Genomic DNA, 13444 nt, shown 5'->3' with positions numbered 1-13444 from the left:
TGAAATCGCCTGCTTAACGAAAAATGGTAATTAGGCCCAAACACCTTAAAGGTATAGTTTCTGGAAATTAAAATCGATTCATAATCTAAATGCTGGAACTACATTCTGTATAATTTTGGAAATGCTTATCTTTAGGGAAAAAGAATGCTCCTTAACGTTTCATACAACAACAAACAAATTATCCGTAAAATCGATGCTGAAGTGGGCAAACCGTTTTCATTGAAAGAACGCTTTAAAATGCGCGGCATCGGTTCTTCAAAATTAATCATTACCGAAACCAGTGTGCAAATCCATAATTTGCTGATTCTTGACAACAACCGCAATCAATGCAATATTGAAATGCGACCCAAAGGGATTATCGTTGGTTTTCGGTCGTTGTTGGAATCGTACGCCCTGGTAATTCCTTATTACAAATTATCGCTGTACAAAGGCAAGGCAGACGAATATTCCATATACCGGGACAATTATTTCATCAAGGTGGAAGCAAAAGACAAAGCGACCCACCGGTTTATGAACAAAATATTGACTGCCAAAGCCAAGGCCACCCCATCCCGTTTAGGGGATATTTAGCGCTATTACCTTTTTTTTATGAATGCCCCGGCCAACAACGCCAAAACCCCCAAGCCGATCATGGCAAGGGTTTGATTGCTCAACCCTTCTTTTGCAGAGACTTCCAAGGGGCCAATGTCCACTACTTCTTGAGGTACAAATGCATTATAAAGCCCAAAGGCGATCAACAATATGCCTACAACAATCAAAATTAATTTTAAAACGTTCATACAATTTGGTTTTGGAGTGTTAAAGATAGCAAGAAAATACAGGATAAAACCAAACATCGTATTTCTGTTTAATTAAATTTTTTTATCTTTAAACAAAAACATTGAAAATTCTACTCACCGGTGCCAATGGGTATATTGGCTTGCGATTGCTTCCTGTTTTATTGGACAAAGGTCACGAAATAATCTGTTGTGTGCGCGATAAAAACCGGCTTCCCATTGACCCAGAGACCAAAAAAAGGGTCACTATCTACGAGGTCGATTTTTTAAAAGAGGTGTATACCAGTGATTTCCCCAAGGGTATTGACGCCGCCTATTACTTAATCCATTCTATGACCGCTTCTACGGGCGATTTTGATAGTATGGAGGCTAAGGCTGCTAAAAATTTCAACCGCTATATGGCAGAAACCGCAGTACAGCACGTCATTTATTTAAGCGGGATCGTAAACGAAGAAAACCTGTCCAAGCACCTTTCTTCCCGAAAACACGTAGAAGAAATTTTATACAAAGGCAGCTACCACCTCACGGTTTTACGGGCTGCAATAGTAGTAGGCAGCGGTAGTTCTTCTTTTGAAATTATCCGCGACCTATGCGAAAAACTTCCCATTATGATTGCCCCGAGGTGGCTGAAAACCAAAACCCAGCCCATTGCCATACGGGATGTGATCGGGTTTCTTTCAGAAGTGTTGTTCCATGAAGCATGCTACGACCAATCGTTCGATATTGGTGGTCCCAATGTGCTTACTTACAAAGAAATGCTGTTGCAGTACGCTCAAGTGCGCAAACTGAAGCTCTGGATAATTTCGGTTCCTTTTATGTCTCCGCGATTGTCTTCGTATTGGTTGTACTTTGTGACCTCGACTACTTACAAGCTGGCAGTAAACTTAGTAGATAGTATGCGTCACGAGGTTGTGGCCCGTGATAATAAATTACAACAAATTTTAGATATTAAACCCATAACCTATAAAGAGGCCATTGAAAAAGCATTTATAAAAATTGAACAGAACTTGGTCATGTCCAGTTGGAAAGATTCCTTGGTGGCCGGCCGGCTTTCCAATTTAAAAGGCTATATTCAAGTACCGCAATACGGGTGTTTAAAGGACGAACAATCGGTTAAAGTAAAAAACCCCGATGCCGTTTTGGAAAACATCTGGTCCATTGGTGGTGACAAGGGCTGGTATTACGGAAATTGGCTTTGGAAATTCCGCGGGTTTATGGACCAGCTTGTCGGTGGCGTAGGCCTGCGCAGGGGTCGCACCAACCCCGATAAAATTTATGTGGGCGATTCGTTGGATTTTTGGCGGGTGCTCTATGCTGATAAAGAAGAACGCAGGTTATTGCTTTTTGCAGAAATGAAAGTCCCGGGCGAAGCTTGGTTGGATTTTTGTATTGACGAAAACAATGTGTTGCATCAAACCGCCACCTTTAGGCCAAAAGGGCTTTGGGGACGTTTGTACTGGTACACCATGTTGCCCTTTCATTACTTTATTTTCAGCGGCATGATCAACAACATCGCTAAAACAGAGTAAAATTTACATCTACAGGATTTGGCTATGGTTCTGGGATTGAATGTATCAGAAATAAACTCTATTCTTTTGGAAGGAAAATTTCTGCCATCATACAACGGGCACTCCCTCCTCCACAGGTTTCAATGGTGGTCAAATCGGTACTTAAAATTTCGCAATGATTTTCAATCGCTGAAACTTGTTCTTCAGTAAGGCTTTGTCGTGCCGCATCGCTCATAACCAGATATTTTGAATCATTGGCACCGCGCACCTGAAGCATATTGCCTGCAAAATTGTGCATTTGGGCTTCGGTAATGGCAATGATTTCTTTTCCGTCGTTTTTTAGGTGTTGTACAACGTTTTTCTTTTCGGCTGTATCATCTATACTGTCTAAACAGATAACAGCGAAATTTTCGGCCAGGCACATCATCACGTTGGTATGGTAAATTGGGACACGCTTGCCGTCAACCGTTTGATTGGCGGTAAAAATGACGGGCGTAAACTCAAAATCTTCACAAAACTCGATCACCATTTGTTCATCTGCCCTGGGCGAGAGGGCGCAGTAGGCTTTTTCGTTCACGCGGTCCAAAATAAGGCAACCGGTAGATTCCAAGAAGATCCCCTCGTTTTCGGCATCGGTATAATCTATCACATTGTTAATTTTAAACCCCTCGCTTTCTATGCGTTCAATAACGTCTTCACGGCGTTCTTTTCTTCTATTTTCGGCAAACAACGGGTATAAAGCCATATCCCCGTTTTCGTGAAAGGTGACCCAGTTGTTCGGGAAAATGGAATCTGGTGTATCGAGCTCGAGCTTATCATTTTCAACAATAACATTCACGCCAACTTGCCGCAGTTTCTTCACAAAAGCATCGAATTCCTGCTGTGCTTTTTCATTGATTTTGGCATTTTCCAATTCCAATTCTTCCTGAAAGTAGTTGTTCACCGCCGTTTGCTCGTTCATGCGGAAGGCAACAGGGCGGATCATTAATATCGTGTTGGTTATTTGTTGCATTATCTGTTCATTTTAGGGTGCAAAATTAAGGGTTTTAAACGGATTTTTTTTACTTGATTGAAGTATTTTATCAATGTAAGAACGGTGGTAAATCTCCTTTAATAAGAGTAGAATGTGACCTTTTATAAGAAATACCGGGATTTAGAAAACGTAATTTTAAAAATCAGCTACAAACCCTATTCCATAACCGGGTCCTTGAAATACATTTCTGCCGCCAAAAACGTACGATATGCTGGCATAAGCACCAAAATTATCAGTGAACGATCGATAGCCGGTCCCGCCTATTTTATGGTAATTCACTCCAAAGCGTTTAAAATTTTGTGGGGGTGGCGTTTCCAGATAATCGATGCCTCCAAATGATTGCTGGTAATCGTAATACACATCGTAATACCAGTTGGTTAGGGCTCGTCCCGCTTTAAAAGTTATGGGCAGGCTGTTGGGCACTTCTTCCAACTTGAAGGAAAAACCGCTTTGTAAAGAAGCAAACCACCCAGCATTTGTTTGATAATGAGCGATAGCCCTTATGTCAATAATAATGGCTTGTTGACCAATATCATTTAAACCTCCAACGTTATAATTTGAAACGTTTGTAGAAAAACCGGTTGCAATGCTAAGCTCCAATTTTGATGCTGCGAAGTTTTTCTTATACCCGCGATATTTCAGAAATACAGAAATGTCTTGCACGTTATTATTGTCATCGACTTCAATATACGGGAGTGCTGCCTGTATGTCTAGGTTTTCCGTAATTCCATAGGCTGCAAAAAGGTTTACATAATAGAGTTTTCGGGAAATATCGGTTTCATCAGTACCGGCTAAATAGTTATTGTTGTCTTCAAACCCAGTGCCCAAGGTTACGGTTGCGTGGCCGCTTCCACGATAAAATCCATCGATCTTTCCTTGCGAAAAAACCTGTTGGCTGACACACAGCAAAATACAACTTAAAAAGAAGACAAGTGAAACCGTTTTCATAGTATAATAGCTACGTAATTAAAAACGATTCGGTTTTCGTAAAAGTATCGTTTTAGGTGTTTTTTTCTGAAATTCAATCAATTACTTGTTTTAGTTAGGATTCCTTACTATATTTGAAATACAATATTGCGTTCACTTAAATTTTAGCATTATGAAAAAATCGATTTTTTATCACGCCGGATGTCCTGTTTGCGTAAGTGCCGAGCATGACATTCTTGAAATCGCCAGCCCGAACCAAATTGAAATAGTTCATTTAGGCGAAACAAAAAACAGAATAGAAGAAGCCGAAAAAGCCGGTGTACAATCGGTGCCCGCTTTAGTGACTCCTAACGGAAATGTACTGCACATTAACTTTGGGGCACATTTAACCGATGTGAAAAATTAACCGGATCCCTATCAGTTAGGATTCCTAAGCTTAAAACAAATGAAAAGAAAGACCTTTTTTTTAACCATAGGCACCGTAGTGGCATGCATGTGCATTACGATTGCCCAAACCGATCCTTACAATACCGATGCTTTCGCTATTGAAAAAACAACCGTGACCCATATCACCAATTTAAACCTCACTGTTTGGAACATTACTGTAAAAGGACAGGCCGGTAGCAAAACCCCAGCTCCAAATGGAGCGTTGGACGGCGCGCCTGTTTTGGGTTATGTATTCCCTACCTCCCTATCACCTACTGCTGTTGGTTTTAATAAAACCGAAGGTATCCTTGCCCTGGCATTGACCTCTCATCCTGATTTTGACGATACGCCACTTTGGGACGAAAATAGTGATAGCAATTATGGCAACGATGGGGTTGTTTGGCATCCGCATTGGGTAGTTTTGATACAAGACGAGCGGGTTGATGGCGGATTTTCGGTAAAACAGTTCAAGAAAGCCGATACTTCTGTAAAGCTTCCTCCTACCAATCCTGGAATGCCTATGTATATGGACTCACCGGGGTTTCCTGTTTCCACGGCAAACAACAGCATTCAAGTAACGGTGCCCGGTTACCGAATGCAAAACCAAACCGATTTCAGTTTTGATGCCGTTACAGCGTTCATGAAAGTGAACACCAGCGACAAAAGCTTGCCCATGCTTGGCGTGTACCGTGTGTATAGCGTGGCGAGTGGCGATTTAAGCCTTCCGTACAAAGTTGAGAAAAAGACTCAACAATTTGATTAGGATTGCTAACTTTGCGTTTAAACTATATATGATGAGGCCTCAAGATGTGTTTTATCGCCGCCTTGTTGCAAAAAGCACATCTTGTTGAACCTCAGAAAAAAACCTGCGTAAAAGTTACTGTTATCGTTATATGAGTAAAAGTGTTTTTAATCCGGAAGATCAAATAGGGGATGTAGCCAGCAAAATCGTGGCCGGGTTGGAGCGTATTGCCGAAGTGTTCAAGGTACTGCTGTGGGACAAAGCAAAAGCCAATGGCTTAAGCCCTTTACAAATACAGCTGCTTATTTTTATCGCCTACCACAAAACAGCGCTTTGCAATGTAAGTCACCTTGCTAAGGAATTCAATGTAACCAAGCCTACCGTAAGCGATGCCATAAAGGCCTTAATGAAAAAAGAACTGATTGCAAAAGACTTTTCATCAGCCGACAGCCGAAGCTATTCGGTATTGTTGACCGAAAAAGGCAAAGAAATAGTCGGTATTACAGCAAATTTTGCCAATCCCATTAAAGAACAAGTGTTACTGCTTCCTTCCGAAGAACAAGAAGCACTTTTCAAGACGTTAAGCCAGCTTATCTACAAACTGAACCGCAATGGTATTTTAACGGTACAGCGCACTTGCTACGGATGCAAGTTTTATGAAAAAGACAATGTAGATTATTGCCGGCTTTTAGAAAAAGAGCTGTATGCAAAAGACATCCGCTTGGATTGCCCTGAGTTTGAAGTAAACCAAACCAATCTCTTGTCGTGAGTGAATAATGCCGCAATGGTCGTGCTGGAACCTTCTGCAATACAATTTAACGTCTAATTTTCTTTAGGGTATCTTCCACTCTCAACAATAATAGCTATGTTTATTCTTTCGGAACTATTGTTATCTTGGTAAACCGAAGATGTAGTTAGAAAGTAATAGATATAAGTTATGGTACATTATAAAAACCTGCATCCTGTAGATGTCGCTGCCAAATTGGAAACCTTGAATAACCGGGAAAGAAGCATGTCTTTTTTTATGCTTCCTGCAGAAATCAAAATTCAAGTGTTCCGGTTTATGAAGCCCAAGGCACAAATAGCAATCATTAAATCCCTTGGCAACAAAGAGCTTTCTGAAGTGCTCAACAACCTCCCGCCAGACAACAGGACCAAGCTTTTTGAAAATTTCCCCGACCATTTAATAAAGAAGTCCATCAACTTATTGAATGATTCAGAAAGAGCGATAGCCTTGAAACTTATAGGATATAAAAAAAACAGCATTGCTCGGTTGATGACACCACATTACATCCAAACAAAACGCGAGAAAACCGTTGCTGAAGTATTGGCGCACATAAAAAAAACAGGTCAAAAAGCCGAAACATTGAATTTTGTTTACGTGGTGGATGCCAACCAAGTGTTAATTGACGATTTGCGCATTGGCCAATTGCTCTTGGCAGACCCCAATACAAAAATAGCCGAGCTCATGGACGAACAGATTACTTTTATTACAGCCACCACGCCCATTGAGGAAGCCTTAGAGATTTTCGACCGCTATGATAGGGCTGCCCTGCCCATTGTTACCGAAAGAGGCGTGTTGGTGGGCATTGTTACCTTTGATGACATTCTCGACAAGATTCGAGAAGAAACAACAGACGACATCCACAAATTTGGCGGTACTGATGGCCTTGAACTGTCTTACACACATTCGTCACTTGTAGAATTAGTTAAAAAAAGAGCAGGATGGTTAGTGATTCTATTTTTTGGCGAAATGTTAACGGCTTCGGCCATGGGTTTTTTTGAAGGGGAAATTGAAAAGGCTGTAGTTCTGGCATTGTTTGTTCCGCTTATTATTTCGAGTGGTGGTAATTCGGGCTCTCAAGCGGCTTCCTTGATAATTCGTGCTATGGCACTGAAAGAATTGAAAATGAAAGATTGGTGGTATGTCATGAAAAAAGAGGTTTTTTCGGGACTTATATTGGGTGCCATTTTAGGTATCATTGGCTTTGTAAGAATATGGGCTTGGCAAAAAACCGGATTATACGACTACGGCGAATTTTGGTTCGAGGTAGCACTCACCGTATCAGTATCTTTGGTCTTTATCGTGCTCTGGGGCACGCTATCGGGATCGTTAATTCCTTTTCTCTTAAAAAAAATAAAATTAGACCCGGCCACAGCTTCGGCACCTTTTGTAGCTACTTTGGTTGATGTCACCGGGATTATCATTTTCTTTTCCATTGCAGCATTTTTCTTGGCAGAAAAGTTACTTTAAAAGCGTACTGTGCGCGGTGTTCGCCATTATGGATATAACAACATCATTTTTAACTACGCACCAACGGCAAGGTACTGCAGCGCAACAGGCCTTCTTGCTTGGCGATTTCAGCATAGGGGACTTCTTCAACCGTAAAACCCTGTTCGCGCAACCAGGTATTCAACCGTGTAAAGTTTTTTTCTGAAATGACCACTTCCGGCGAAATTGAAAACACATTGCTGTTCATATGGTACATTTCCTCTTTGGTAATGTGAAAACAGTTCTCTTTTCCGAAGAAATCCACAAGCCATTGATATTCCTCCTCTTCCAGAAAGCCTTCTTTGTGGATAATGGCTTTCCCTTTTCCCAACGGCTGAAAACAGCAGTCTAAGTGCAAGGCATTGTCTTTTGCTTCTGTGTTCGATTTTTTAAGGTTGAACGATTTTACTTTTTTGTCCGGGAACAGCTCTTGCAAGCATGTTACCGCTTTCATATTGGTGCGGGCGGTAATATAGTTTGCGTAATCCTCACCCCGATAGGTACCCACAAAAATGTAATCGTTCCAGGGCATCACATCCCCGCCCTCCACGTGTGCATCTTCGGGAAATTTCACAATATTTTCTGAAGGAATTTGATCGATCACGTGTTTAATGGCGTCAATTTCCTGGTCTCGGTCTGGAAGGATATTGGCTTTTATAAATTTATCTTCGATAACAAAAGCGATGTCGCGGGTAAAAATTTGATTATAATCTTCAATTTCTTTGGGGCGATAAACTTTTACATCATATTTTTCAAATACTTTGGCTACGGCTTCTATTTCCTTGACCATATCGGCTTGTTTGGGATAGGTGCCTGCCTGTATGTGTTCTTTCGATTTTGGATCGTATGCCTCATCCAAGGTGGGTGTGGGGCCATTGCTGTTTGCAGAGCCCAATACTACTGCCTTAAGGCGTGATGCTTCGTCTTTAATGTTTAACTTGATCATAGTGCAAATATAAAAAAGCATCCCCACTTTAGGAGGATGCTTCGTTTATTTTAAAAAGCAGGTTTATCTATCTTTCAATGGTGTAAAATCCCGAAGGGTTTCGCCAATATACACCTGTCGTGGACGGCCAATAGGCTCTTTACGTAAGCGCATTTCCCTCCATTGTGCGATCCAGCCGGGCAAACGGCCCAATGCGAACATCGCGGTGAACATTTCGACAGGTATGCCCAAAGCGCGATAGATGATCCCCGAGTAAAAATCAACGTTTGGATAAAGCTTCCTGTCAACAAAATAGGAGTCTTCCAAGGCTTCTTTTTCAAGGCCTTTTGCGATATCCAAAACAGGATCTTGTACACCAAGATCGGCCAAGACTTCATCGGCACTCTTCTTGATAATTTTAGCTCGTGGGTCAAAATTTTTATAGACGCGGTGACCAAAGCCCATTAAACGGAACGGATCATTTTTATCTTTTGCTTTCTGCATAAATTTATGGGTGTCGCCTCCATCTTCTTTAATTTTTTCGAGCATTTCAATCACGGCTTGATTGGCACCTCCGTGAAGTGGGCCCCATAGTGCGTTTATCCCCGCAGATAATGATGCGAACAACCCTGTATGGGCCGAGCCTACCATACGCACGGTCGATGTAGAACAATTTTGTTCGTGATCAGCGTGCAAGATCAATAATTTATCTAAGGCATCGACTACGGTTTTGTTAGAATTGTACTCGCCATTGGGTTTTTTGAACATCATCTTAAGAAAGTTGTCCACGTACCCCAAGGAATCGTCGCCGTAATCCAATGGTCTTCCAACGCGTTTTCTGTAGGCCCAAGCAGTCAATACGGGAAATTTGGCCAAAATACGGACAATGGCGTTGTACATATCCTCTTCGCTATCGACGTTTACCGAAGAAGGGTTGAACGCCACTAAAGCAGAAGTCAAAGAAGACAATACGCCCATTGGGTGGGCAGATTTTGGAAATCCATCGAGTATTTTCTTTAAGTCTTCATCAACGTGCGAGTGTTCTTTTATATCGTCATGAAACTTGTCCAGTTCGGTTTTTGAGGGAAGCTTGCCAAAAATAAGGAGGTAGGCTACTTCCAGAAATTCGGCCTGTTCAGCCAAATCTTCAATAGCGTACCCTCTATACCGCAACACTCCTTTTTCACCGTTAAGAAACGTGATGGCACTTTCACACGACCCGGTATTTTTATATCCTGGATCAATTGTGGTTATACCATTGGTTACACTTCTAAGCGTTTTTATATCGATGGCCTGCTCGTTCTCGCTTCCGGTAATGACTGGAAACTCATAACTTTTGCCATCAATTTCGAGGATTGCTGTCTTTGACATATAATTTGAATGTTTTTTGGTTATTTTAGAGATGTAAAGGTACAAAATATTGACCGTTTTTTTAACATATACGAACGCTTGTTAGGTTAAAATATACTTAAAGTTCAACGAATTGAAGGTATTTAAAATCAATAAAACCCGCTTTCAGAAAATTTGAAGGCGGGTTTGTGTACCGTATTGTGAGTTGGTCTAAATTTTAAAAGCATTGCGCTGTGGATAATAGGCCACATCGCACAACTGCTCTTCTATGCGCAACAATTGATTGTATTTTGCCATACGGTCGCTACGGGAAGCCGAACCGGTTTTAATCTGTCCGCAGTTTAATGCAACGGCCAGATCGGCTATGGTGTTATCTTCGGTCTCTCCACTTCTATGGGACATCACCGAGGTATATCCGGCATTGTGTGCCATATTTACGGCGGCAATGGTTTCGGTTAATGTTCCTATTTGGTTGACCTTAATCAATATGGAATTGGCTATTTTTTCTGAAATACCTTTTGACAACCGTTCTACATTAGTAACAAACAAATCGTCACCTACCAATTGCACTTTGTCGCCTACTTTTTCAGTCAACGACTTCCATCCGTCCCAGTCGTTTTCGTCCATACCGTCTTCAATTGATATAATGGGATATTTGCTGCATAGTTCAGCCAAATAAGACGCTTGCTCTTCCGAAGAACGCACTTTTCCTTTTTTACCTTCAAACACGGTGTAATCGTATTTCCCGTCTTTGTAGAATTCTGCTGCTGCACAATCCAAAGCGATCATCACATCATCGCCTAATTTGTATCCTGCATTTTCGGTTGCTTTTGCAATAGTCTCGATGGCATCTTCGGTTCCATCTAAAGTTGGGGCAAAACCACCTTCATCGCCTACCGCAGTGCTTAAGTTGCGGTCATGCAATACTTTTTTAAGATTATGGAAAATCTCGCTTCCCATCTGCATAGCGTGCGTGAAGTTTTTAGCTTTTACAGGCATAATCATAAACTCCTGAAACGCTATGGGCGCATCACTGTGCGAACCGCCATTAATGATATTCATCATTGGCACCGGAAGTGTTTTGGCACTTACGCCACCTACATAACGGTACAAGGGCATTCCCAGTTCGGCGGCTGCGGCTTTTGCCACGGCCAAGGAAACACCAAGAATAGCGTTGGCTCCTAATTTTGACTTATTGGAAGTCCCGTCCAGGTCAATCATAATCTTATCGATTGTTTCCTGTTCAAAAACAGAAACGCCTAATAAGGTACCGGCTATTTTACCGTTAACATTTTCTACGGCTTTTAAAACGCCCTTGCCCATATAATCGTCACCGCCATCGCGTAGTTCTACCGCTTCGTGTTCTCCGGTGGAAGCTCCCGAAGGAACAGCTGCCCGACCTAAAAACCCGTTTTCGGTAATTACGTCAACCTCGACCGTAGGATTGCCACGGGAGTCGAATATTTGCCTCGCGTTGATGTCTATTATTATACTCATAGTATCAGATATTGGGTTGATTAAGTTATTTAAAATTAAATGTTGTTCTGATGTCTGGTTGAGCGCAGTCGAAACCTTCTTGAAAATTCCGAGACCTCAAACAGTTCTCGACTGCGCTCGAACAGACACTTCTTATTACAAAATCGAAGTTTTTATAACTTCTATAAATTGATCGAACAAATAAGAAGCATCGTGCGGTCCTGGGCTTGCTTCTGGATGGTATTGTACCGAAAACACGGGTTTGTTTTTCATTTTAATTCCAGCTGCCGTCTGGTCGTTAAGGTGAACGTGGGTTATCTCGATATCTGGATGCGCCTCGGCTTCCTCCCTATTGATGGCAAAACCGTGGTTTTGTGAGGTGATTTCCCCTTTCCCTGTCTCTAAGTTGATAACAGGATGGTTGATACCGCGGTGCCCGTGGTGCATTTTATAGGTGGAAACCCCGTTTGCCAGTCCAATGACTTGATGGCCACCACAAATGCCAAATAAAGGTTCGCCTTTTTCAATAATTTTCTTTGTAATGCTAATGGCGTTCTCCAAGGGTTCTGGATCGCCCGGACCGTTTGATAAAAAATAGCCGTCTGGATTAAATGCTTCCATTTCGTTCAAAGGCGTGTCGAAGGGAAATACTTTTATATAACAACCCCTAGTTGCCAAATTACGAAGGATATTGGTTTTAATCCCATTGTCCAAGGCTGCGATTTTGTAGGTTGCGTCTTCTTTCCCAAAGCAATACGGTTCAGTTACCGAAACTTTCGAGGCCAACTCCAATCCTTTCATATCTGGAATATCGGCCAATTGTTTTTTTAGTTTATCGATAGAATCTACTTCTGTAGAAATTACTGCGTTCATTGCTCCGTGTTCGCGAATGTAATTTACCAAGGCTCGGGTATCTACATCGCTAATAGCCAATAGGTTGTTCTTGTTTAAAAAACCTTCCAAGGAATCATCGGCTGCCGGGCGGGAATGGTTGTAACTGAAGTTTCGGCAAATCAAGCCAGCTATTTTGATGCCGTTGGACTCCATATCGGCTTCGGTAGTTCCGTAATTACCAATGTGTGCATTGGTGGTAACCATTAACTGGCCATAGTAGGACGGATCTGTAAAAATTTCTTGATAACCGGTCATCCCAGTGTTGAAACAGACTTCCCCAAAGGCTGAACCTTCTTTTCCACCGACTGCTTTTCCGTGAAAAACAGTGCCATCTGCTAATAGAATGATTGCTTTTTTTCTTTTTTGGTATTTCATAACGAAGGTTTCAGATTTTATGTTTTAAACGAAAAAAGTCTGTTTACTTTTCCTATAAATTAGTGCAAAAATAGTATAAAAAAAGGGATAAACATTTACTGCTTATCCCTTTGTTATTTATAAATAAGAATTCATTTATTCTTCTTCCTTATTTGTTTTGTTGTTTGTTGCTGGAGCTGCTGCTTTAGAACCTCCACCACCACGGCGGCTTCGACGTGTTGATTTTTTCTTCTTGGTCTTATTAGGGTTGTAAACCTCATTATAATCTACCAATTCGATCATTGCCATATCGGCAGCATCACCAAGACGGTTACCCAACTTAATTATGCGGGTGTACCCTCCTGGACGGTCGCCTACTTTTACGGCCACATCCCTAAAAAGCTCACTCACGGCTTGTTTTTGGCGCAGTTTTTTAAACACCAAACGGCGGTTGTGTGTCGTGTCTTCTTTTGATTTTGTGATCACAGGTTCTACAAATTGTTTTAAAGCTTTTGCTTTGGCAACTGTAGTGTTGATCCTTTTATGCTCAATCAAGGAACAGGCCATATTGGCCAACATTGACTTTCTGTGCGCTGTCTTTCTACCTAAATGGTTGAATTTTTTTCCGTGTCTCATTGTGTTTTTGTGTTAATCATCATCTTGCTACGACCCACTTTGAGGAGCAAAAATATGACGTATTATTAATTTATTTGAGACTTGAGGTATAAGATTTGAGACTAAGACAATCTAATGTCTCACAT

Annotated in this window: 14 protein-coding genes; 6 read left to right on the top strand and 8 right to left on the bottom strand. The window is 41.5% G+C overall.

The genetic code is table 11. From position 1 onward, the window contains the following. Positions 1-144: 144 nt before the first annotated feature. Positions 145-570, top strand: a complete 426-nt coding sequence (locus DDV96_RS13545) for a hypothetical protein (protein WP_116695312.1) — start codon at positions 145-147, stop codon at positions 568-570. Positions 571-575: 5 nt separating this feature from the next. On the opposite strand, the gene DDV96_RS13540 is transcribed toward DDV96_RS13545, so the two are convergent. Then, positions 576-779 (bottom strand): hypothetical protein, encoded by a 204-nt coding sequence (locus DDV96_RS13540; protein WP_116695340.1) that lies wholly within the window; start codon positions 777-779, stop codon positions 576-578. Positions 780-880: 101 nt separating this feature from the next. Between DDV96_RS13540 and DDV96_RS13535 the strand changes: the two genes are divergently transcribed. Continuing rightward, complete coding sequence (locus tag DDV96_RS13535; protein WP_116695311.1) at positions 881-2305, top strand: SDR family oxidoreductase; 1425 nt, start codon at positions 881-883, stop codon at positions 2303-2305. Positions 2306-2363: 58 nt separating this feature from the next. Here DDV96_RS13535 and ctlX read toward each other — a convergent pair whose 3' ends face one another. Together ctlX and DDV96_RS13525 are read right to left on the bottom strand one after the other, a co-directional pair. Continuing rightward, positions 2364-3296 carry a citrulline utilization hydrolase CtlX gene (gene ctlX / locus DDV96_RS13530; protein ID WP_116695310.1) on the bottom strand — a complete coding sequence of 311 codons (933 nt, stop codon included), beginning with the start codon at positions 3294-3296 and terminating at the stop codon, positions 2364-2366. 156 nt (positions 3297-3452) lie between these two features. After that, positions 3453-4265: a hypothetical protein gene (locus DDV96_RS13525; protein ID WP_116695309.1), complete on the bottom strand. Its 813-nt coding sequence runs from the start codon at positions 4263-4265 to the stop codon at positions 3453-3455. Positions 4266-4416: 151 nt separating this feature from the next. Here DDV96_RS13525 and DDV96_RS13520 point away from each other — a divergent pair, with 151 nt between their 5' ends. From DDV96_RS13520 to mgtE, 4 genes are all read left to right on the top strand, one after another. Further along, positions 4417-4650: a thioredoxin family protein gene (locus DDV96_RS13520; protein WP_116695308.1), complete on the top strand. Its 234-nt coding sequence runs from the start codon at positions 4417-4419 to the stop codon at positions 4648-4650. Positions 4651-4689: 39 nt separating this feature from the next. After that, on the top strand, positions 4690-5433 hold the full coding sequence (locus tag DDV96_RS13515) for a hypothetical protein (protein WP_240607730.1): 744 nt from the start codon (positions 4690-4692) through the stop codon (positions 5431-5433). 130 nt (positions 5434-5563) lie between these two features. Continuing rightward, complete coding sequence (locus tag DDV96_RS13510) at positions 5564-6181, top strand: MarR family winged helix-turn-helix transcriptional regulator (protein ID WP_116695307.1); 618 nt, start codon at positions 5564-5566, stop codon at positions 6179-6181. Between the two features lie 168 nt (positions 6182-6349). Beyond that, the gene (gene mgtE, locus DDV96_RS13505; RefSeq protein ID WP_116695306.1) at positions 6350-7666 is read left to right on the top strand and encodes a magnesium transporter; all 1317 of its coding nucleotides are present in this window, start codon (positions 6350-6352) and stop codon (positions 7664-7666) included. Positions 7667-7715: 49 nt separating this feature from the next. Here the strand turns inward: mgtE and DDV96_RS13500 are convergent, their stop codons facing one another. The 5 genes from DDV96_RS13500 to rplQ form a co-directional block, all read right to left on the bottom strand. After that, positions 7716-8630: a dimethylarginine dimethylaminohydrolase family protein gene (locus DDV96_RS13500; RefSeq protein WP_116695338.1), complete on the bottom strand. Its 915-nt coding sequence runs from the start codon at positions 8628-8630 to the stop codon at positions 7716-7718. 63 nt (positions 8631-8693) lie between these two features. Beyond that, positions 8694-9980, bottom strand: coding sequence for a citrate synthase (locus DDV96_RS13495; RefSeq protein WP_116695337.1), 1287 nt, complete (start codon positions 9978-9980; stop codon positions 8694-8696). A gap of 189 nt (positions 9981-10169) precedes the next feature. Next, complete coding sequence (gene eno, locus DDV96_RS13490) at positions 10170-11456, bottom strand: phosphopyruvate hydratase (protein ID WP_116695305.1); 1287 nt, start codon at positions 11454-11456, stop codon at positions 10170-10172. Positions 11457-11591: 135 nt separating this feature from the next. Continuing rightward, positions 11592-12704: a glutamine-hydrolyzing carbamoyl-phosphate synthase small subunit gene (carA, locus tag DDV96_RS13485; RefSeq protein ID WP_116695304.1), complete on the bottom strand. Its 1113-nt coding sequence runs from the start codon at positions 12702-12704 to the stop codon at positions 11592-11594. A 135-nt stretch (positions 12705-12839) separates the two neighbouring features. Then, positions 12840-13319 carry a 50S ribosomal protein L17 gene (rplQ, locus tag DDV96_RS13480; RefSeq protein ID WP_116695303.1) on the bottom strand — a complete coding sequence of 160 codons (480 nt, stop codon included), beginning with the start codon at positions 13317-13319 and terminating at the stop codon, positions 12840-12842. Positions 13320-13444: the final 125 nt, after the last annotated feature.

Origin of the sequence: Marixanthomonas spongiae, assembly GCF_003095375.1 — a bacterium.
Taxonomy (GTDB): domain Bacteria; phylum Bacteroidota; class Bacteroidia; order Flavobacteriales; family Flavobacteriaceae; genus Marixanthomonas; species Marixanthomonas spongiae.
Note: the sequence above shows the minus strand (reverse complement) of the source record. Positions and strands in the feature narration are given on the sequence as shown.